At 50.0% G+C, this 19273-nt stretch carries 23 protein-coding genes; 12 read left to right on the top strand and 11 right to left on the bottom strand.

The annotated features are described in order from the left end of the window. Positions 1-2 precede the first annotated feature (2 nt). The 5 genes from ASG24_RS14635 to ASG24_RS06170 form a co-directional block, all read right to left on the bottom strand. Positions 3-173 (bottom strand): hypothetical protein, encoded by a 171-nt coding sequence (locus tag ASG24_RS14635; protein ID WP_156376529.1) that lies wholly within the window; start codon positions 171-173, stop codon positions 3-5. 332 nt (positions 174-505) lie between these two features. Further along, complete coding sequence (locus ASG24_RS06185) at positions 506-958, bottom strand: DoxX family protein (protein WP_055868904.1); 453 nt, start codon at positions 956-958, stop codon at positions 506-508. After that, entirely contained in the window at positions 909-1193 is a 285-nt protein-coding gene (locus tag ASG24_RS06180; RefSeq protein ID WP_055869407.1) for a putative DNA-binding domain-containing protein, read from the bottom strand. Before ASG24_RS06180 ends, ASG24_RS06185 begins: the two co-directional genes overlap by 50 nt. After that, positions 1166-1948 (bottom strand): DUF692 domain-containing protein, encoded by a 783-nt coding sequence (locus ASG24_RS06175; RefSeq protein WP_082488006.1) that lies wholly within the window; start codon positions 1946-1948, stop codon positions 1166-1168. The genes ASG24_RS06180 and ASG24_RS06175 overlap by 28 nt, the downstream gene beginning before the upstream one ends. Positions 1949-1991: 43 nt before the next feature. Continuing rightward, on the bottom strand, positions 1992-2213 hold the full coding sequence (locus tag ASG24_RS06170; protein ID WP_055830290.1) for a hypothetical protein: 222 nt from the start codon (positions 2211-2213) through the stop codon (positions 1992-1994). A 167-nt stretch (positions 2214-2380) separates the two neighbouring features. On the opposite strand from ASG24_RS06170, the gene ASG24_RS06165 reads away from it, so the two are divergent. The 3 genes from ASG24_RS06165 (at position 2381) to ASG24_RS06155 (ending at position 5200) form a co-directional block, all read left to right on the top strand. Next, on the top strand, positions 2381-2920 hold the full coding sequence (locus ASG24_RS06165; RefSeq protein WP_055868903.1) for a sigma-70 family RNA polymerase sigma factor: 540 nt from the start codon (positions 2381-2383) through the stop codon (positions 2918-2920). Continuing rightward, positions 2917-3558, top strand: coding sequence for a DUF1109 domain-containing protein (locus ASG24_RS06160; protein WP_055868902.1), 642 nt, complete (start codon positions 2917-2919; stop codon positions 3556-3558). Before ASG24_RS06165 ends, ASG24_RS06160 begins: the two co-directional genes overlap by 4 nt. Before the next feature lie 349 nt (positions 3559-3907). After that, the gene (locus tag ASG24_RS06155) at positions 3908-5200 is read left to right on the top strand and encodes a sodium:proton antiporter (RefSeq protein WP_055868901.1); all 1293 of its coding nucleotides are present in this window, start codon (positions 3908-3910) and stop codon (positions 5198-5200) included. Positions 5201-5301: 101 nt separating this feature from the next. Here the strand turns inward: ASG24_RS06155 and ASG24_RS06150 are convergent, their stop codons facing one another. Further along, a complete protein-coding gene (locus tag ASG24_RS06150; RefSeq protein WP_055830297.1) occupies positions 5302-5535 on the bottom strand; it encodes a DUF2171 domain-containing protein in 234 nt (77 codons plus the stop codon). A gap of 42 nt (positions 5536-5577) precedes the next feature. Next, positions 5578-6042: a PA2169 family four-helix-bundle protein gene (locus tag ASG24_RS06145; protein WP_082488005.1), complete on the bottom strand. Its 465-nt coding sequence runs from the start codon at positions 6040-6042 to the stop codon at positions 5578-5580. Between the two features lie 188 nt (positions 6043-6230). On the opposite strand from ASG24_RS06145, the gene ASG24_RS06140 reads away from it, so the two are divergent. The 6 genes from ASG24_RS06140 to ASG24_RS06115 all read left to right on the top strand — a co-directional run bounded on the left by ASG24_RS06140 (position 6231) and on the right by ASG24_RS06115 (position 13936). Further along, positions 6231-6467, top strand: a complete 237-nt coding sequence (locus ASG24_RS06140) for a DUF2789 domain-containing protein (RefSeq protein WP_055830299.1) — start codon at positions 6231-6233, stop codon at positions 6465-6467. A 289-nt stretch (positions 6468-6756) separates the two neighbouring features. Next, positions 6757-8859, top strand: a complete 2103-nt coding sequence (gene ovoA / locus ASG24_RS06135) for a 5-histidylcysteine sulfoxide synthase (RefSeq protein ID WP_055868900.1) — start codon at positions 6757-6759, stop codon at positions 8857-8859. Then, positions 8841-10067 (top strand): MalY/PatB family protein, encoded by a 1227-nt coding sequence (locus ASG24_RS06130; protein WP_055868899.1) that lies wholly within the window; start codon positions 8841-8843, stop codon positions 10065-10067. Before ovoA ends, ASG24_RS06130 begins: the two co-directional genes overlap by 19 nt. Positions 10068-10165: 98 nt before the next feature. Continuing rightward, on the top strand, positions 10166-10825 hold the full coding sequence (locus tag ASG24_RS06125) for a tetratricopeptide repeat protein (protein WP_235562330.1): 660 nt from the start codon (positions 10166-10168) through the stop codon (positions 10823-10825). A gap of 63 nt (positions 10826-10888) precedes the next feature. After that, positions 10889-12703 carry an ABC transporter ATP-binding protein/permease gene (locus tag ASG24_RS06120; protein WP_055868897.1) on the top strand — a complete coding sequence of 605 codons (1815 nt, stop codon included), beginning with the start codon at positions 10889-10891 and terminating at the stop codon, positions 12701-12703. Between the two features lie 141 nt (positions 12704-12844). Beyond that, positions 12845-13936: an ADP-ribosylglycohydrolase family protein gene (locus ASG24_RS06115; protein ID WP_162241158.1), complete on the top strand. Its 1092-nt coding sequence runs from the start codon at positions 12845-12847 to the stop codon at positions 13934-13936. 88 nt (positions 13937-14024) lie between these two features. Here the strand turns inward: ASG24_RS06115 and ASG24_RS06110 are convergent, their stop codons facing one another. Both ASG24_RS06110 and ASG24_RS14630 read right to left on the bottom strand, forming a co-directional pair. Beyond that, positions 14025-14228 carry a hypothetical protein gene (locus ASG24_RS06110; RefSeq protein ID WP_156376527.1) on the bottom strand — a complete coding sequence of 68 codons (204 nt, stop codon included), beginning with the start codon at positions 14226-14228 and terminating at the stop codon, positions 14025-14027. A gap of 46 nt (positions 14229-14274) precedes the next feature. Next, positions 14275-14433 (bottom strand): hypothetical protein, encoded by a 159-nt coding sequence (locus ASG24_RS14630; protein ID WP_156376478.1) that lies wholly within the window; start codon positions 14431-14433, stop codon positions 14275-14277. A gap of 103 nt (positions 14434-14536) precedes the next feature. Here ASG24_RS14630 and ASG24_RS06105 point away from each other — a divergent pair, with 103 nt between their 5' ends. The 3 genes from ASG24_RS06105 to ASG24_RS06095 all read left to right on the top strand — a co-directional run bounded on the left by ASG24_RS06105 (position 14537) and on the right by ASG24_RS06095 (position 17182). Continuing rightward, complete coding sequence (locus ASG24_RS06105; protein ID WP_235562329.1) at positions 14537-15466, top strand: hypothetical protein; 930 nt, start codon at positions 14537-14539, stop codon at positions 15464-15466. A gap of 182 nt (positions 15467-15648) precedes the next feature. Further along, a complete protein-coding gene (locus ASG24_RS06100) occupies positions 15649-16623 on the top strand; it encodes a DUF3034 family protein (RefSeq protein ID WP_055868894.1) in 975 nt (324 codons plus the stop codon). A gap of 49 nt (positions 16624-16672) precedes the next feature. Then, a complete protein-coding gene (locus tag ASG24_RS06095) occupies positions 16673-17182 on the top strand; it encodes a group 1 truncated hemoglobin (RefSeq protein WP_055868893.1) in 510 nt (169 codons plus the stop codon). A gap of 97 nt (positions 17183-17279) precedes the next feature. Here the strand turns inward: ASG24_RS06095 and ASG24_RS06090 are convergent, their stop codons facing one another. After that, on the bottom strand, positions 17280-18209 hold the full coding sequence (locus ASG24_RS06090; RefSeq protein ID WP_055869394.1) for an acyl-CoA desaturase: 930 nt from the start codon (positions 18207-18209) through the stop codon (positions 17280-17282). Between the two features lie 23 nt (positions 18210-18232). Then, a complete protein-coding gene (locus ASG24_RS06085) occupies positions 18233-19258 on the bottom strand; it encodes a YheT family hydrolase (protein ID WP_082488004.1) in 1026 nt (341 codons plus the stop codon). Positions 19259-19273 lie beyond the last annotated feature (15 nt).

The raw sequence follows: 19273 nt of genomic DNA, 5'->3' as shown, positions 1-19273 counted from the left end.
ATTCATAGTTCCAGATTAGGTCGACCCTGAAGCTCTTCCCTGAATTCGTCTCTCATTTCTGGAATATGGATGAGTGTTTCCGAAGTGGAGTTACTGTAGGCATCGCCAGCTAAATATTCATAGTCAGTGTAGCCGGATGCTTCTTCATTCATGCTAACAAGGTTGATTGCCATCTCACTCTCCTTATCAAATAGATGGTTAAATCATAGAGAATAGCGCCTGGCAGGATTATCAGAAAATTGCTGATTTTTTTGTCAGCGTCAGGCTGACCATCACCCCGGCTTTGGGTGGCTAATGCAAATATTTCAACCTGCGTAAATACTCATGTTTTGAATACGATGTCTTCACCCAGCAGGATTTTATTCATAACACACCCCGAAGAAAGTCATTTCCGTGGGGTTCAGTTTTTACGGATTCACGGAAGAAAGGTCTGCGTGAACGGATTGCGTCGCCGTGCGTTGCTCGCAATCGCTCCACCACTACTCCAAAATCCTGACGAACGATCTCACTTCGTAATGCTATAACGCCCACTACCCTGCGTCACAATCGTGAACAGCATCAGCCCCAGCATCAGCGGCACTTTAAAGCCTAGGCCTGCCTCGGTATCGATCTGGTTCCATCCAGACCAGCCCAAATCAAAATGCACGGTGTAGATCGCGACATAGGTGATAAACAGCAAGCCCAGCGCAGCCAAACGGCCATACAACCCGACCAGCAATGCCAGGCCAAATACAATTTCCCCTGTGCCAGCCATCACCCAGTTCAAGTCCGCGCCAAGCAACCCTAGCGGGAAAGGAAATTGCAGTCCACTAAACCATTCCGGCGCATGAATACCGCCACTTAACTTGGTGTAACCGGCCACCAGAAACTCCTGGCCAGCAAAGATCCTGAGTGCCAGCAAGCCAAGGTCACGAATCGCTGCTATCAGCTTCGCGTGCAATAAATGCAAGGAATTCATCTTTTAAATCTCCATAAAAATGTGAGGTCCAGGCTGACTGGCGTACAAATGCCTGTATTAATTCTTTCCAGGCCGGTTCGCCCATCTGCTGCCGGATTTCAGGGAAATGCGCTTCCACCATCTGACTGGCGCCCAGGTAAACCAGGTAGCGATAGGCACGCATGCCGGGTTCTGCATAGCCGGCTGGCACCACATCGGTTTCGCCCCTTATATAGCTGTAGAAGTCTTCAGGCATGCCAGCTCTTGGTTGATGTGAGTAATTGAAGGGATATCGTTATCCCATTCCAGTAGCACGGGGATCTGGTATTGCTGGTGCAAAGCCATCGCCACTTCACGGGTGCCGGCCTCCACGCCCTGGCTATGTGTATCAATATACAGCCCGAAGCGCTCATCAAACTCGTGGCCAGCCACATGCATATAAGTCACGCGTTGCATGTCGAGTTGCGAAACAAAGTCATGCACGCCTAACAGCTGATGGTTTTTGTGGTTCACCGCAATATTATTGATATCCAGCAATATATTGCAATCGGCACGTTCCACCACCTGCATCAGGAACTCAGCCTCGCTCATTTCCGCAAGGTTGGTGTAATAAGTGGTGTTTTCTACCGCGATCCTGATTCCCAGTACATCCTGCACCTGCTTGATACGGTCACTAATACGGATGACTTCACTGTTGGTAAACGGGATAGGAAACAGATCGTACAGCTGATGCGCATCGCCACTGGCAGCCAGGTGGTCAGAATAATGTTCAATATCAAGATCCTGCATAAGCTCGCGCACCGACTTCAAAAATGCGTGCTGGACAGGCGCTTGCCCACCCAGGCTGAGGGACACACCATGTAGCTGGATCGGGCGACCCGACGCTAATAGCTGATGCAGTGGGGTTCTGTCGCGTCGAATCCAGTTCTCGGGGGCGACTTCAAAAAAGTCAGCCGCCACCGTCGACATTTCCCACTCTGCCATTTCTTGTCGGTAACCCAGCCCAGCCATGGTGATAACCCTTATTTCAGTAATCACGCTTATTGCGTGATCATTATTTCTTGGAACAACTGGATTCTTTTTTAGAGCATGATGACTCTTTGTCTTTGTGCTCGCCTGCGTCTTTTTTGGAACATGAAGATTCTGCTTTTTTGTCTGAAGACATCTCTTTTTTACTACATGTGCCAGCACTGCATTTTTTTTCTGGCGGGCTGCCTGCGAATGCACTGGTGGCAATAATGGTGGTGGCTAATGCAGCTAACTGTTTGATATTCATGTTAAGTCTCCAATTAAGTTGATAAGCATTGCTTGAATGAAACAGTCATTTTTCACAATGTTCACTTGCTAATACGGGGCCATTAGCAATATGGTTACACTACCTGATAAAAATTTATTTATTCATGTCTGTGTAACCTTTTTCTCAATAAAGCGAATTAATAACCAATGATAGAAGAAGAATTGCGGCATTTGATGTTAATGGCGTTAGACGGGCATGCAGCGTCTTACCAGCTTTTGCTCCAGCAAACCAGCGGCTTGATAAGAGCCTACCTCAGGCGCAGGCTGGTGCGCGTGCCCGATGAGGTAGAGGATCTGGTGCAGGAGACATTGCTCGCCATTCACACCAAGCGCCATACCTATCGCCGCGAAGAACCTTTTACGCCGTGGCTGTATGCCGTGGCTCGCTACAAAATGATCGACTGTTTGCGTCGACGCTCGCAGCACGAGGCGTTGAACGACCCGTTTGATGATGAAGTTGAATGGCTTGCCATCAGCGATCAAGATGCGAATGACTCAAAAAAGGATTTAGACAAGTTGCTAGAAACATTACCAGAAAACCAGCGTTTATCCATACAGCACACCAAGCTTGATGGCCTGTCCGTCGCAGAGACTGCCGCAATCACCGGCATGTCAGTGTCGGCGATCAAAGTGAGTGTGCACCGTGGCATGAAGACGCTGGCAAAAATGTGGAAGGAACAAGCATGAAAACCGATGAATTAATCACAATGCTCGCCACCGGGGTTGAACCCGTACAGCCACACGTGCCTGAAAAACTCATCAGCAAAGCCTTGCTGACAGGCGTAGCCATCTCCTTCATATTGTTACTCACCTTCTATGGCATACGCCCTGATATTAAAGAGGTCAGCAGCACTTTCCCTTTCTGGATGAAATTAGGTGTCCCGCTCGCCAATGTCGTGCTAGGGCTGGTATTTGTTTTCGCGCTGGCGCATCCTGGCAAACTTCCGAGGATAGATTATTGGGTGTTGCTTATCCCGATTGCGGTTTTATGGGTATGGGCAATCTGGACCTGGGTCAACGCTGACCCCAGCCAGCATTCAGAAATGCTATGGGGCAAAACCTGGCGCGTATGCATCAAGAATATTGCGTTTTTAGCAGTGCCGACCGCAGTTGCCACCCTTTTCGCTCTACGCAACCTGGCGCCCACACAACCCATGTTGAGCGGAGCGATTGCCGGCTGGTTAGCGGGTGGCGTCGGTGCAAGCGTCTATGCCCTGCACTGCCCTGAAATGGCCGCCCCTTTCCTGGCGGTCTGGTATGTGCTTGGCATGCTGGTGCCCACCGCGATCATGGCCTGGGTAGGCAATCGCAGTTTACGCTGGTAAAAACCTGCCCGCTTTAAAAGTGACTTCAAGAATCCGTACCAGGCATCCCTCAATATGGGATGCGCTGGTGACGGCAATCTTCGTGGCAGAGCAGCCACTCCTGACTGGGATTTATCTGACAATTCAATCAGCGCAACGCTGATTACCGCACTGTTCACATCCCTTTAATCTACATCACTATCCTGCTGATATATTCATTGCATCCCCGCATTCAACGGTGCAATGTTGATCTGTAAAAATGCTATCGTTTCTAAGTGGTTACACATTTGCTATCCATAGTCCACAACACGCATTACACTGATAGTGACTCCAATAAACAACGCGACTTAACTATAAACTTAGGACGAAGATGACCTATCCCCTGTGGTACTTACTCATCGGACTTCTAATGTTAAGCAGGGGCTTAAGCAAAACCTCCTTGCAGAAGTTTCCCATTACACCGGCCATAGTCTATCTCGCCATTGGCTTCCTGCTCGGGCCTTCCGTATTACACCTGTTTTATTTTGACCCCATCAAGCAATCCGCCTTGCTGGAAGTGCTGACGGAAATAGCAGTCCTCATCTCCTTATTTTCAGCCGGGGTGAAGATGCCCGTGCCTTTCAGGTTCAAGAAATGGCGATTGCCGTTACAGCTGGCATCGCTGTCCATGGTTATTACCATTGGGCTGATCGCTGTGTTCTCAGTGCTGGTACTTCATTTGCCGATCGGGGCCGGCGTGCTACTGGGAGCCATGCTGGCGTCTACAGACCCGGTGCTGGCAACGGATGCACAATCCCGTTACCCGGGCGACCGTGATCAGCTCAGGTTCACCTTAACCTGTGAAGCCGGTATTAACGACGGCACGGCCTTTCCTTTCGTCATGCTGGGCTTAGGCTTGTTGGGCCTGCATCAGCTAGGCGATTTCGGCTGGTTATGGCTGCTCAAGGATGTTATCTGGAGCACAAGCGCCGCCGTGGTGATAGGCATCGCCGGAGGGGTGCTGACAGGCATCACTGTATGGAAGCTGAGAGGCCAGGAGCACAAGCATGATGTGCTGGATGACCTGGTCGCGCTAGGCCTGATCGCCTTGGTATATGGCCTGTGCTTACTGGTTAGTGCATGGGGATTCCTGGCAGTATTTTTTGCAGCTGTAGCCCTCAGGCATACCGAACTCAAACTTGCAAAAGACATTGGGGTAAAACCCGAACAACTGGGTGCCGGGGTGGAAGAACCCACTACTGAACTGGACGACACTAACGTCCCCGCGATTGTCAGTGCAGAAGCCCTGGTGTTCAAGGAGCACCTGGAAAGACTATCGGAGCTGATGCTGGTCCTGCTGGTGGGAGGCATGCTGTTACTGGAATTCTGGAACTGGCGCACCATCAGCCTGGCTATGTTTATTTTCGTGATCGCTCGCCCTGTCAGTGTATTGATCGGCTCCCTGGGCACCCATACGCCGTGGCGGATCCAGGGCACCGTGGGATGGTTTGGCGTACGCGGGATAGGGTCTATTTTTTACCTGATGTATGCGCTGCAGCATGGTCTGCAGCCACCCCTTGCCAGGGATTTAACGCAACTGACACTGATTGTAGTGGCGCTCTCCATCCTGGTGCACGGCATCAGTGTCAAACCTGTATTTGGGATCATGAAAAAAGACGCTTAGTCAGCCCATGCTAAACGGCGCAGCAGCAAGCCGCAAAACAAAAAGACCCGGAACCTGCGCTCCGGGTCTTTTGATCTTGGCTTGCTGGAATCAGTGATTCATTAATGTGTGGGCGATTCAGTCCAGTCCTCCATGGCTTCTTCACCAGGACGGTCGACCACCACCTTGCCATTTTCAATGCCAGTTACCCAGCTGGTGGGAATGTAATGGTGCTGGCCACGCTCATCTTTTTTAAGCTTGATGGAATCAGTCCCCTCCATGTGGTCCACAGTAGCAAACTGGCCGCCTTGCGAACAGACAACTGGCATTTCTGGAACAATCTGGCTCGTATTCATCGTTTTCTCCTTTAATCATCCGGGCATACATGCCCGGAAAAGTTAATGAACAGCTGCTTCAGTCTCAAAGACTTCACGCAATTGCTTCACTAAATCACGGTTGCGTTTCAAACCATCCATCTGGCGCAACACAATCGCCCGGATATCACCGGGCAGATCCATTTCCAGCACCCCACGGTACGATGCCAGGGCGGCATCTTCACCACGCTCGGTTTCATTGAGCACAGTCAGGGTATCCTGTGTGGTCAGCGCGGTCTTAAACTCCATCCAGCGCCGGTGTAACGTGCCGCCAATCGATGTCGAGTCGGCAGGCTCGCCGCCTAAAGAGCGCACCAAGTCCTGTAATTCACGCACACTCATACCCACATCTTTTGAACGACGCAAGAAAAAATCCTTCAGACGGTCATCCTTAACGTGCTCGGCAGCACTGCGGAACCCTTCTTCACCGTCCCTGGATGTTTCGATCAATTCATTCAATATGGCAATCACATCATTGTTATCAATCATTTTCCTGTCTCCTGAATAGATTTAAACAATTTGAGGTTAAAGTATGGTCGTGGCCGTGAAACCTCTCCATCAGCGTTTACTTAATAGAATGTAGGAATTCTCTACTGCCTTATATGTCACAGACTCTGCAGGGCCTGACATCATCATATTGGCATCACAATAAAGATAACCACTAAAGGAATTAAACAATGGAACCTACACAACATACCCTCAACAATCTTTTCGCCCAGCTCGGTTTACCCGCCAGCGATCAGGAGATCGAAACCTTTATCCAAACCCATAGCCATCTGGCAGGCTATCTCACACTGGCTGAAGCGCCTTACTGGACACCGGCACAAGCCGCATTTTTACGCGAAGAGATTTTGAAAGATGCCGACTGGGCAGAAGTGATAGACCAGTTGAATGCCAGGTTGCACAAGAAATAAAAAACTATGTCTGCGAATGACCTACCAGCTCAAGAAATTGCCTGAATATGAAAGGCATCATGCTCGATAATCATTATTGCAGCGGTATTGAATGAACTAATCCGGTGGAACACCGAACAAAGTAGAGTCTTCAGCCAGGCGTAGCCATCATGCTTGCCCGCCCTCGCTGCCCGGGCGCCCGCTTTAGTGCGCTTTAACTTGAAAACGTATACTTAAAGTATTCTTAAAAAAAGTATATTTCTGAAACGTATTTATTGGCGCTACCAATTAACCTGATCATTACAAAAACATGAACAAGCAACCCCATCGTAGCATTCCGATACACAACAAGAATACATTCGTCACCCGTGAGGATATACGCCGTTATTTTCATGAAACTGCGGATGTCTATGAAGCATTATTTGAGGTGTTAACCAGTGACGAGGCATATTACGTCAAGCCCAATCCTTTAAGACATCCGCTTATTTTTTATTACGGTCATACCAATACTTTTCTCGTCAATAAGCTCATCCTCGCAGGCTTAATCGCTCAACGTGTGAATCCGCAATTCGAGTCCATGTTTGCGGTAGGCGTGGATGAAATGGGTTGGGATGATGTCAACGAGATGAACTACACCTGGCCTACTCCGGCCGAGGTCAAAGCCTACCGTGCCAGCGTGCGTCGGGTGGTGGATGCGCTGATCAGTACGCTGCCGTTTAATCTGCCGATTGATTGGGATAGCCCCTGGTGGCCCATCCTGATGGGCATAGAGCATGAGCGCATCCATCTGGAAACCAGCTCGGTATTGATCCGGCAACACGCATTGCAGTACGTCAAACAACATCCGGACTGGGCGCACTGTACGCTGGATGTGCCTGCGCCAACCAATAGCCTGGTAGACATTCCGGCCAGGGATATACAGCTCACCAAATCCACCGATTATTACGGCTGGGATAACGAATACGGCCAGTTCAAAGCGCATAGCCCCGCCTTTCAGGCCGCAAAATACCTGACGTCGAATGCTGAGTTTTTAAGCTTTGTTGAAGCGGGTGGATACCAGAAGGATGAATACTGGCTGGAAGAAGGCTTGGCCTGGCGCCGGTTTGCGCAGGCCGAACATCCGACATTCTGGGTAAAACAGGGCGATAGCTGGAAACTGCGGTTAATGACCGAAGAGATCGATATGCCGTGGAGCTGGCCGGTTGAAGTCAATTACCACGAGGCAAAAGCCTACTGTCACTGGCTCTCGGCACAAACGGGCAAACCGGTACGCATGCCTACCGAGCATGAGTGGTATAGTCTCTATGAACATGCCGGTTTGTCAGATGAAAAAGTAGCAGGTAGCACAAATGCCAACCTGTTCCTCGATCACTTTGCGTCTTCCTGCCCGGTGAACCAGTTTGCACACGGCGAGTTGTTCGATGTGGTCGGCAATGTCTGGCAATGGACTGAAACGCCTATTTTCCCGTTTGACGGCTTTCAAGTGCATCCTTTGTACGATGATTTCACGACCCCGACCTTTGATGGCCGCCATAATCTGATCAAGGGTGGCTCATGGATTTCAACCGGCAACGAGGCACTGAAAAGTGCCCGTTATGCGTTCAGGCGCCATTTTTTCCAACATGCAGGATTCCGCTATATCGTGACCGATACCCCGATTGAAGAAAATGCCTCGCACTACGAGTCCGACAAACTGCTGTCGGAGTATGCCGAGTTTCATTACGGTGATAGCTATTTTGGCGTCCCCAACTTTTCCAAGGCACTCAGTGATTATGCGGTACAACACTTGCAATCCAGACCCGCTGCAAAGGCACTGGATTTAGGCTGTGCCACCGGGCGCGCCACCTTCGAGTTAGCCAGGCATTTTGACCACGTCACCGGCATTGATTTTTCTGCCCGGTTTATCGGCCTGGCCCTGAAGCTGGCGCAGCAAGGGGTGTTGCGGTACACCATGATCACCGAAGGTGACCTGGTCAGTTACCAGGAACGTAACCTGGCTGCGCTGGGTTTGAATGAGGTGGTAGAAAAGGTTGAGTTCTGGCAGGGAGATGCCTGTAACCTCAAGCCCCAATTTACCGGTTACGATTTTATTCTCGCGGCAAACCTGATAGACAGGCTCTACAGCCCGCGTCAATTCCTGAGTGCCATTCATGAGCGCCTGAATATCGGTGGCGTGTTGATGCTCAGCTCGCCCTATACCTGGCTGGAAGAACACACGCCACGCGAGGAATGGATAGGCGGCTATAAAAAAGATGGTGAAAACGTGACTACATTAGATGGCCTGAAAGCCATACTGGGCGAGCACTTTACCCTGATGCAGCCTCCGGCTGATATCCCGTTTGTGATTCGTGAAACCAATCACAAATTCCAGCACACGCTGTCGGAAGTGACGCTATGGGAACGCATCCGTTGAGCGGGTTATTTGATCAGCCGATAGCCCGTGAAGGTACTGAGTCACTCAAGTACGATGGCAGGCCAGCCACCTTCGGCACCGATGACGTGCTGCCGATGTGGGTAGCCGATATGGATTTCGCAGTGCCGGAAACCATCAGCAAAGCACTGCAAACCCGCGCCAGCCATCCGGTGTTTGGTTATTCAATGGCGCCGGAAAGCCTGTACCAGGCAATGATCGATTGGTTGCTGAATACCCATGACTGGCAAGTGAAACGCGAGTGGATTGTGCTGACACCTGGCGTAGTACCTTCGTTAAACCTGGTGGTGGCCGCCTTGACTGCCGAACAGGCTGGCGTGATTGTGCAGCCGCCGGTGTATTTCCCTTTTTTCACTGCCGTCACCAATCAACATCGTCGTTTAATTCAAAACCCGCTGCGCCTAATAAATGATGGCAATCCTGCTTACCAGCTGGATTTGGCCCAGCTGGAAGAATGTGCAAAAGAGGCCGAGCTGTTGCTGCTTTGCTCGCCGCATAATCCGGTAGGCCGCGTCTGGCAAAAAGACGAACTGCTCGCGTTGCTGGCAATCGCTGAAAAACACGACCTGACCATTTTAAGCGACGAGATTCATGCCGATCTGGTATACACAGATGCGCAACATATCCCTTTAAGCAAACTGAGCCTGGACTCAGCCTCAGCCTCAGCCTCAGCCTCAGAAGCATCGCACCGCATCATCACCGCCGTTTCACCCAGCAAAACCTTTAACATCCCCGGCCTGGGGCTTTCTGCCCTGATTATTCCTAACGAGGCACATCGGCGCGCCATCCAGAAACATCTTCAACACATGGGCGTTTCCGTCACCAATCCATTTAATATGGCCGCGTTTGAAGCGGCCTATCGCGAAGGTGGTGAATGGCGACAAGCGTTAATCGCGTATTTGCAGGACACGCGGGATGAGGCCATCGCTTTTATCAACAAGCATCTACCTGCCATCCGCGTCATTCCCCCGCAAGCCACTTATTTGCTGTGGCTGGATTGCCGTCAGCTAACACTGGATGATGCCGCGTTAAACCGTTTTTTTATTGAAGAAGCCAAACTGGGCTTATCCCCGGGCGCCATGTTTGGGCGCGGTGGCGAAGGCTTTATGCGCATGAACATCGGCACGCCGAAAGCCAATGTGATGGCGGCGCTCTCGCGCTTGCAGGCAGCCTTGGCAAAAAGTAGCTAAAACTTTTCCACCAATCCAGCAACCCTATCAATACTTAACACCGAGAGGTCCATATGCTGCAAATGCGATTGTTCATAGTAGGGATGCTGGTCTGTTGTATGGCGCAAGCTAACACGCTGGAAGAAGCCAAACAAAAGTTATCGCAAAAGGATTTCGCGGCGGCGCATGCCATTTACTTATCCCTTGCCAATCAAAACGATGCGAAGGCCTGCTACAACCTGGGCCTGATGTACCACGATGGCGACGGCGTAAAGCAGAACATGGACGAAGCCGTGAAATGGTATACAAAATCGGCTGACCTGAATTACGCCGAGGCGCAGTACATGTTGGCCTCGCTGGTGTTCCGGCGTGAAATCCAGAGCATCCCTTATGACAGGGCAGCGCAGTATTACCAGCAAGCGGCAGAGCAAGGCCATGTCAAATCGCAGTTAAACCTGGGCATGCTGTATTTCCGTGACGATGTGATCCCGCAAGACCTGGTGGCATCATTCAAATGGATAAGCCTGGCTGCCAGCAACAACAATAGTGAAGCCCAGGGCTACATGGCGAATATCTACATGCAAGGGATAGGCGTAGAAAAAGATCCCGTCAAAGCTGCGATGTGGTTGATGCTGGCGACACAAAACGAAGATAAGCACCTGGTTAACCGACACAGCAAAATGCTGAATTACACGCTAGCGCAACTGACCCCAGAGCAGGTCGCCTCTGCAAAACAACTGGCCACACAGTGCAAAAACCAGCAACTCAAACACTGCTAAGCAAAATTTCCGTGAAGCTCTCCCACCGCTTTTATCATCTTCATTTAGAGACTCGCCAGCCCTATGCAGCACTCTAAAAGTGACCCCGCTCCGGCGGTTGAAAAACGCCAATCACAGGATTGGCAGGTCATTAAACATTTGTTGCCTTATTTAAGGGCTTACAAGGCACGTATATTTTTTACTTTGCTGTGCCTGGTCATCGCCAAAGCTGCCAACCTGGGTGTACCTATAATGCTAAAAAAGCTGGTAGACACCATGAGCATCAGCACCCCGGCAAAAGCCTTGCTGGTGGTGCCGGTGAGTCTGATCGTGGGCTATGGGTTGTTGCGACTGTCAGCCTCACTATTCGCTGAGTTACGTGAGCTGATTTTCTCGAAGGTGACTGAGCAGGCAGTGAGACAGGTAGGGTTGCAAGTCTTTGACCACCTGCACGCCCTGTCATTGCGGTTTCACTTGTCGCGCCAAACGGGGGGCATGACACGCGACATTGAGCGAGGCACCCGTGGCATTCAATCGTTAATCTCCTTTTCGCTTTACAGCATTATCCCCACCTTCATCGAGCTTGCCATGGTGCTGGGCTATTTTTTATACGCTTATGACATCTGGTTTGTGGTGGTGACGTTTATTGCGCTTTTTTGTTATATCGTTTTTACCGTGATCGTGACCGAGTGGCGCACCCATTTCAGGCGTGAAATGAATACGCTGGACTCTAAAGCCAGTCAAAGCGCAGTGGATTCATTGATTAATTATGAAACCGTGAAGTACTTTGGCAACGAGCATTTTGAATCTGCGCGTTATGGTGAGAATCTGAAAAAATATGCGCATGCCGCCATCAAATCGCAAAAATCACTGGCTTTTCTAAACGTGGGTCAACAAACCATCATCGTGATTGGCCTGGTGTTTATTTTAGCGTTGGCAAGCCAAGGCGTTGCCAGCGGCAAAATGACTATCGGCGACCTGGTGCTGGTTAATGTGCTGATGATTCAGTTATATATCCCACTGAATTTTTTAGGGGTGCTTTACCGCGAGATGAAACAATCGCTGACAGACATTGATCGCATGTTTCACCTGCTTGAAACGGGCCAGGAAATTGCCGATGCGCCCGATGCACAAGCATTGAAAATTCATTCTCCGGCGTTAGGACCGCATGTCAGTTTCAAAGACGTGTGTTTTTATTATGAACCAGACCGTGGCATCCTGAACGGCGTGTCATTTGAGATATTACCTGGCCAAACCACGGCGGTGGTCGGACACAGCGGCGCAGGTAAAAGCACTCTTTCACGCCTGCTATTCCGCTTTTACGATGTGCAATCGGGCGAGATTCATATTGACGGGCAAGAGATTAAAACCGTCAAACAAGATAGCCTGCGCAAAGCCGTGGGAATCGTGCCGCAGGATACGGTGCTCTTTAACGACACCATTGGTTTCAATATCGGCTATGGCAAGCCCGGCGCTACTCAGGCTGAAATCGAAGCGGCGGCACAGTCTGCACAAATCCATGACCTTATTACGCGTTTACCAAAAGGTTACGACACGGATGTGGGAGAGCGTGGGCTCAAGCTGTCAGGCGGTGAAAAACAGCGGGTGGCCATCGCAAGAACGCTGCTGAAAAATCCTGCTATGCTCATTTTCGATGAAGCGACTTCAGCGCTGGATTCTGAAACCGAACGCTCCATTCAAAACGCGTTGAATGCACTGGCCAAAAACCGGACTACCTTGATCATTGCCCATCGCCTGTCTACCATTACGCATGCCCATCAGATTTTAGTCATGGAAGATGGCCAAATCATTGAGCGCGGTACGCATGCTTCATTATTGATGCTGGGTCAACGTTATGCAGAGATGTGGCGGGTACAGCATACTCAAACTGAGTCATAAGAGCATCCCGCTGAACCCCTCTTTCACTTTACGTTTTGGGCTTGAAAAATGGATGACAGCATAGACCGTTGAACTTCGTCTCATCATGCCAGCCTCCTCTAAAGGATGCAGCCCGCCAAACCATTAAAACAGGATAATCTTATGCCCGCCCAACCATTGAGTAAAGCCGACCGTATGCGAGGCGCGCTATGGGGAATGTTTATTGGAGACGCATTAGCGATGCCAGTACATTGGTACTACAACATCGCTGCCCTCTGGCAAGACTTCGACCAAATCCGCGATTACCAGGCGCCAAAGTCACACCATCCAAACTCGATCATGCCGTTAGCTAACACAGCCAAAGCTGGCCGTGGCACACAAGAAGGCGACATCGTCGGCAACGTGATTCTTAAAGGCAAAAAACAGTTTTGGGGGTTACCCAACGGCCATTATCACCAGGGCATGCAAGCAGGTGATAACACCCTGAACCTGTTATGTGCGCGTGTATTCATGCGCTCACTGATCGCCACCGGCCATCACGACCCGGCAGACTTTTTGCGTGAATACATCAGTTTTATGACCGAGCCAGACCGGCACAACGATACCTATGCTGAATCGTACCATCGTGATTTTTTTGCAAACTACGCACAAGGTGTCGCGCCAGAAAACTGTGCCGGCAAAGAAGGGCATGACACAGCCTCTATCGGTGGCCTGGTCAGTTTACCTCTGGTGATGATGGCGACCTTACGCGAGGGCGACCTGGCAGCTTCCAATCAGGCAGCGTTGACCCAGCAACGCCTGACGCACCGCTCATCAGTGTTAGAAAAACACACGCTGGAACTCAGCCAGTTACTGTTTCATATTTTTCATGACACAGCGCCAGAGACAGAACAGCTGGCTTGTGCGGCGGCGAATCGCCTAGGTTTTCCGGCGGCAAAAGTGCTTGCACGTGTACGCGCCAACCAGAGTCCGGATCGCGATATTATTGGCGGCATGCTCAGCCCTGCCTGCTATGTAGACCAATCGTTTCCGGCAGTGCTCTACCTTGCCGCACGTTACCATGATGATTTTGAAAAAGCATTGATAGCCAATACAAACGTGGGTGGTGATAACTGCCACCGTGGTGCCGTGCTTGGTGCGATACTGGGTGCCTCACTGGGTGTGGACGCCATCCCTCAACGCTGGATTCACGGACTCACTGCGTATGCTGAATTAAATGACGAGATTGAACAGTTTATTGCCCGTTTCGCATAAAAATATGTGAGCGGGTTCAGGTAATTGAGCCTGTCGGAACAATAAAAAATAGCCCGTGCAGGGCTATTTTATTAGGGCGAAAACACATTTAGTTCTCAGTGAATTTCTTATCTTCAGGTAATTTCCCCGGCTCAACATCCGGCGGTGTTCTCCGGTCAATGGCAGAGTTTTTCGCGATGTTACCCAAGTTATCTTTTACGTCTTCTTGCTGCCTGGTATCTTTATCTACATTCTTCACCACAGTAGATTTTTCTTCCACGCCTTCCACAGGTACTGCTGAATCAAATGCCATCATCATCTCCAATTCAAGTTATATTTTTACCAGAAGCATGACTACGCTAAAGCTCTTCTGCAGGAATAAAATTTTCTGAATCCTTCAGTGGTTTCTCAACCGATTCGTCATAAGGCTCTAAATCGGGATCAACCACAGTATCGTCATCGGGTTCAACCACTGTGTCTGATTCAGGGTCAGGAATCTCGTTTGGGTCACTAGCCATCTCGCTCTCCTTTTTTGCCGAGTAGAGATCTTAATGAACAACTGACGCAATATTTATCAGAGATAGGCTGATTATGTTGTCGGAGTTTTCAGCGCTTAAAATCATGTTTTACGGGCTTAAACAGCCGACCGGGCATTCGCAAGATAAAATGGATGACATGAAAGTGAACTACGATTTCAACCTGCCACCAACCTATACCACCACGCGGCTGCAAAACCTGAGTGTGGCCGAACAAACCAGGCTGCTGCCGCAAGTGTTTACACTTGCCAGAGAACAATATCCTGAATGGCCTGCCGAGCAATTGGAGAACTGGCTAGCAGCGTTGGCGGGTGGCAATAAAAACGGCACCAAAATGGCAGTATCGGTAGTACTTGATGAGCAAGGCGACGTTGCCGCCACCAGCGCAATGGAGCTGTATCACAATGGCACCGCCATGATCAATTACAGCCTGGCCAGAAAAAGCGCTGATAACGATTCTTTCCCTAGCTACGCCGCCCTTATTTACGCTGCCACTAAAGACATGGCGGCGGGCATCAAAGAGCTACAAGCACGCGGTGAAATCATCCACTTTGTTGGCAAAGAACATCATCTAAAAAGCCTGCGGGCGATTGCTGGCTATTATGCAGTTGGCAACGTGCCAATTGATGGGCCAACCTCGCTGCTTACGGGCAATGTGAAATATTACGAAGTAGCTTATGGCGACCCGAAAGAGGTAGAAAACCAGGCCAGGATAGCCCATGCGTTTAAGCTGGCAGACCCTAAGGCTGGTTATACAGAAGAGGAAGATGTTCACCTGTGGCTACTCAGTGACTTCATTCCTAGCGACCCAAATAAACCACTTGCAGAATCGCTCAGGGCGCTGGCGGAAACCTACGCCAAAGAGCACAGCATATTTCGCGGAAAAGATTTTCGGTTGGACCCCGGCTACCTCTCGCTACACCAGCTTGCCGACCATCTGCCAATCAACGCCACTTATCAGCAAGCATTACACGCCTCGGCACTTGGAGCCGCGCAATGGATGGAGCTCGTTTAAGAAGCCAAGCCGAAATTTCATACCTCTTTACCACAATGATAAGCAGTACTAACCCCTGGCAGACTTCTTAAGCAATTTTTTCACCCAGGTAATGAATCCAACTCCTTGAATTGTTCGTATATGTAGAAGGAACATCATTGTTTCTTGCCTCATCAGACATTCATCATCAAGGAGCTCACCCCATGCATCTGAACAAAAATAAAAAACTCATCCCGGCCCTGTTCGCGACATGTTTTAGCGTAGGTGCCAATCTGGCATACGCCGAAATGCCTGTCAGCAACAAGCTGCTATTAACCGGTGGCGTATCGCAAGTGGAAGGTGCGGCAGGTGGCGGCCTTACCCCTTGGGCTGTGATCGGCGGTTATGGTACCAATAATGAAGTGGGCGCAAACGTTCATTATTCATACGTCAAATCCAGCGACTATCGACTAGACACCTACGGCGTCACATTTGGTTTATTTGATCGCGTCGAATTTTCAGTCGCGCAACAAGATTTTGATGTAGGCAACTTGCGGAATAAAGTGGCCGCTGGCTTGGGAGCAGACGTGATAGGCAGAGACACCCTCAACCAGATCATCGTTGGCTTAAAAGTCAGGGTACTGGGCGAAGCGATCCTTGACGCCGATACATGGGTGCCTCAAGTGGCAGTCGGTGTGCAATATAAAGAAAACCAGGATAAAGAATTCATCAAAAGCGCCGTGATCGGTGCCAAAAGTGACCACGGCACAGATGTCTACATTGCTGCCACCAAACTGTTGCTCGATAAAAACCTGCTCTTGAATGGCACCCTGCGTTTCACCAAAGCCAACCAATTCGGTCTGTTAGGTTTTGGCGGGGACAATCACGACAGTTACCAGCCTATGGTAGAAGTGTCGGCTGCCTATTTATTGAGTAAAAAATGGGTGGTCGGTGCAGAGTACCGCATGAAGCCAGACAACCTGAGAAGCCCGGCCAATAACGCCTTGTTTGGCGGAGCCAATGTGGTAGACCTGAAAGAAGATGACGCTTTCGATGTGTTTGTTGCCTATGCGCCAACCAAAAATGTTTCCCTGACAGCAGCCTATGTGAACCTGGGTAATATCGCCACCGTGAAACCGGTAGGCGCTAACTATGGCACACAAGAAGGTGTTTATCTGTCAGCACAGTTCGGTTTTTAAATTCATTTAACAACTAAAACCGCTTATTACTTAATTTAAGGAACATATCATGAATTTAAAAATGAATACCCTGCTCACTGCTATTTTCACTTCTACCATCATGCTGCTAGCCAACCCCGTGTTCGCAGAAGTGGCAACCGGTCACAGCCCGAATCTTGGCAACACCCCTATGGAAGGTACAGAAACCTTTCAGGCGTTTGGCGGTAAAGAGGGTTTAGTCAAAATCATGGATGACTTTATGGTCGGCCTGGTCGCAGATCCGCGCACCAAACCATTTTTTGATAACAACAAGCAGGCGCATATCAAAGCCATGCTGGTAGAACAAATGTGCGAATTAATGAATGGCGGCTGCAAATATCCCGGTCGCGACATGACCAGCTCACACGCCAATATGAAAGTAAATCGTGAGGCTTTTAATGCTCTGGTAGAGCAATTCCAGTTTGCGATGGATAAAAACAATGTGCCATTTTCAGCACAAAACAAATTGCTGGCCAAACTGGCACCTATGTACAGAGTCATCGAAACTACCGATGGCGCTGCAGTTCCACCAAAATTGTAGCGTCCGTTTGTAGTATCTCCCCCTAGCCTGCTAGAGAAATTATCTAGCAGGATTTTTTATCTGTCTACTGCAAACATTCACTTAATCAACGCTGGGATTATTGAGGCGAATCCCGGATAGCAACTGGCACCAGGCGCAGATTCCAGATAATGCCCAGCATTGCCAGCACTCTCAGGCCATAATAGGTCAAGTCTATCTCCCACCAGTAAAAGCCCTGCCGGGCAGAGCCTGGGAAGTAATGATGATTGTTATGCCAGCCTTCACCAAACGTCAAAATGGCAATCAGCAGATTATTGCGGCTGTGATCGCGGGTTTGATAACGGCGCTTGCCCCAAAGATGCGCTACCGAATTCACGCTAAAGGTCGCGTGATACAGGCATACGGTAGAAATAACGAATCCCCAGATAAACAGCTGCCAGCCATTGGTATTGAGCGCAGGCGCTGCTGTTTCCAGCCATGACCCGAACAGGAAAATTGAAACCGCAAACACTATCGGCACCACGACATCAAAGCGGTCCAAAAAAAGTAACTCGGGGAATGTTGCCAGGTCTTTTACGCGGCCAGATCGGGTAGCAAAGTTTTCACTCGATAAAAACCAGCCAATGTGGCTCCATAGTAAACCGTGCTGGACGGGTGAGTGAGCGTCTTCTTTCTGATCCGAGTGCATATGATGATTGCGGTGGTGCGATGCCCACCATAAAGGGCCACGCTGTACAGCAGTCCCTGCAATCAACGCAAACACACCCTGGCAAACGCGTGAAGTCTGGAAAGATTTGTGTGAAAAATAGCGATGATAGAACGCTGTAATGGCGAACATACGTATGCAATACAGCCCTGCAGCGAAGCAGACTGCAAACCAGCTCCAGCCGACAAAAATGACAGCAAAGCAAGCCAGGTGCATCCCGATAAAAGGGACTACGCGCCACCAGTCAATGCTGTGTGTGTCAGCGTCGTCCTCAATCCCATAGACAATGGAATTATCAAACCAGCTGGTGATGGCTTTAAAAATAGAGCGTAAGTGATACATACCTTTAAATACGCCGGATGTGATCAATCAGATGCAGATAAATGCTCAGCCTGGAAAAATTCTAGTAGATGGGTGGCGAACCAGTTGTTGTCGCGCGGGAATCCTGCATGCCCGCCGGTGTCAGGGTATTCCAAAGTCACCAATCCAGAAACCTCATCCGCTGTTGGTAAACTGCTGGCAGGTATAAACGGATCATTCTTTGCATTGAGTATCAGGGTGGGTAAGCGAATGGATGCCAGCCAGGGTTTTGAGGCATTCTTGGCATAATAATCTTCTGCATCAGTGGCCCCATATAGCACCGCAGTCACGGCATTATCGATGTCATGAATGGTCTTGGCCGCCTTTATTTTCTCTTCACTCAATAATCCTGGAAAGCGTTGTGTCATCTCCAGCGCTTTAGGCCTCATAGAGTCGACAAACATGGGCGTGTAAATCAGCCGGTTCAAGCCTTTATCCAGGGAGTCTGCAGAGGCAGCCAGGTCTATAGGGGCGGACACGGCAATCGCTTTATCGATAATAATGGCCGCCTTATCACCCTTCTCTCCCAGCCATTTCAAGAGCGCATTGCCACCTAAAGAAACACCGACCGCATAAATGGGAACAGAAGGCGCATGGCTGCGCACACGGGAAAGAAACAGATCTATTTCCGGTGCATCTCCAGCGTAATACACACGGGGCAACCGGTTAGGTTCACCGGAACAGCCCCTGAAATGAATCACAACCCCGCGCCAGCCCTTAGCCTTTACCGCTGCCATCAGCGCTCTGGCATAAGCACTTTGAGAGTTACCTTCCAGCCCGTGAAATAACACCACAATGGGTGAGGCTGCATGATTTTCCGGGGCATTGTCTACCCAGTCTGCATCGACAAAGTCACCGTCGGGTAACTCCCAACGTTCACGCCGGTAGTCTACGTTAGGCACCGGATTCAAAGTGGCGGCAAAAATTGTCTGTAAATCACCGCCAGGTAACCAGAATGGCGCGGAGTAAGGGGCTGCAGTCAGATAATCACAAGAGAACAACAGGCTAACCAGCAAGAAGAGTTGCTTCATTTGATAGCCGCGGTG

This window comes from Methylophilus sp. Leaf414 (assembly GCF_001425425.1).
Taxonomy (GTDB): domain Bacteria; phylum Pseudomonadota; class Gammaproteobacteria; order Burkholderiales; family Methylophilaceae; genus Methylophilus.
The sequence above is the reverse complement of the archived record's forward strand: the minus strand, read 5'-3'. Positions and strand labels throughout refer to the sequence as shown.

What these genes read in the sequence shown, in the direction of transcription:
- ASG24_RS06185 (WP_055868904.1), bottom strand. Translation starts at nt 958, where the DNA reads ATGAATTCCTTGCATTTATTGCACGCGAAGCTGATAGCAGCGATTCGT.
- ASG24_RS06155 (WP_055868901.1), top strand. Translation starts at nt 3,908, where the DNA reads ATGACCTATCCCCTGTGGTACTTACTCATCGGACTTCTAATGTTAAGC.
- ASG24_RS06105 (WP_235562329.1), top strand. Translation starts at nt 14,537, where the DNA reads ATGTTTTACGGGCTTAAACAGCCGACCGGGCATTCGCAAGATAAAATG.
- ASG24_RS06160 (WP_055868902.1), top strand. Translation starts at nt 2,917, where the DNA reads ATGAAAACCGATGAATTAATCACAATGCTCGCCACCGGGGTTGAACCC.
- ASG24_RS06085 (WP_082488004.1), bottom strand. Translation starts at nt 19,258, where the DNA reads ATGAAGCAACTCTTCTTGCTGGTTAGCCTGTTGTTCTCTTGTGATTAT.
- ASG24_RS06150 (WP_055830297.1), bottom strand. Translation starts at nt 5,535, where the DNA reads ATGAATACGAGCCAGATTGTTCCAGAAATGCCAGTTGTCTGTTCGCAA.
- ASG24_RS06175 (WP_082488006.1), bottom strand. Translation starts at nt 1,948, where the DNA reads ATGGCTGGGCTGGGTTACCGACAAGAAATGGCAGAGTGGGAAATGTCG.
- ASG24_RS06140 (WP_055830299.1), top strand. Translation starts at nt 6,231, where the DNA reads ATGGAACCTACACAACATACCCTCAACAATCTTTTCGCCCAGCTCGGT.
- ASG24_RS06145 (WP_082488005.1), bottom strand. Translation starts at nt 6,042, where the DNA reads ATGATTGATAACAATGATGTGATTGCCATATTGAATGAATTGATCGAA.
- ASG24_RS06095 (WP_055868893.1), top strand. Translation starts at nt 16,673, where the DNA reads ATGAATTTAAAAATGAATACCCTGCTCACTGCTATTTTCACTTCTACC.
- ASG24_RS06130 (WP_055868899.1), top strand. Translation starts at nt 8,841, where the DNA reads ATGGGAACGCATCCGTTGAGCGGGTTATTTGATCAGCCGATAGCCCGT.
- ASG24_RS14630 (WP_156376478.1), bottom strand. Translation starts at nt 14,433, where the DNA reads ATGGCTAGTGACCCAAACGAGATTCCTGACCCTGAATCAGACACAGTG.
- ASG24_RS06180 (WP_055869407.1), bottom strand. Translation starts at nt 1,193, where the DNA reads ATGCCTGAAGACTTCTACAGCTATATAAGGGGCGAAACCGATGTGGTG.
- ASG24_RS06120 (WP_055868897.1), top strand. Translation starts at nt 10,889, where the DNA reads ATGCAGCACTCTAAAAGTGACCCCGCTCCGGCGGTTGAAAAACGCCAA.
- ASG24_RS06110 (WP_156376527.1), bottom strand. Translation starts at nt 14,228, where the DNA reads ATGGCATTTGATTCAGCAGTACCTGTGGAAGGCGTGGAAGAAAAATCT.
- ASG24_RS14635 (WP_156376529.1), bottom strand. Translation starts at nt 173, where the DNA reads ATGGCAATCAACCTTGTTAGCATGAATGAAGAAGCATCCGGCTACACT.
- ASG24_RS06170 (WP_055830290.1), bottom strand. Translation starts at nt 2,213, where the DNA reads ATGAATATCAAACAGTTAGCTGCATTAGCCACCACCATTATTGCCACC.
- ASG24_RS06090 (WP_055869394.1), bottom strand. Translation starts at nt 18,209, where the DNA reads ATGTATCACTTACGCTCTATTTTTAAAGCCATCACCAGCTGGTTTGAT.
- ASG24_RS06115 (WP_162241158.1), top strand. Translation starts at nt 12,845, where the DNA reads ATGCCCGCCCAACCATTGAGTAAAGCCGACCGTATGCGAGGCGCGCTA.
- ovoA (WP_055868900.1), top strand. Translation starts at nt 6,757, where the DNA reads ATGAACAAGCAACCCCATCGTAGCATTCCGATACACAACAAGAATACA.
- ASG24_RS06165 (WP_055868903.1), top strand. Translation starts at nt 2,381, where the DNA reads ATGATAGAAGAAGAATTGCGGCATTTGATGTTAATGGCGTTAGACGGG.
- ASG24_RS06125 (WP_235562330.1), top strand. Translation starts at nt 10,166, where the DNA reads ATGGCGCAAGCTAACACGCTGGAAGAAGCCAAACAAAAGTTATCGCAA.
- ASG24_RS06100 (WP_055868894.1), top strand. Translation starts at nt 15,649, where the DNA reads ATGCATCTGAACAAAAATAAAAAACTCATCCCGGCCCTGTTCGCGACA.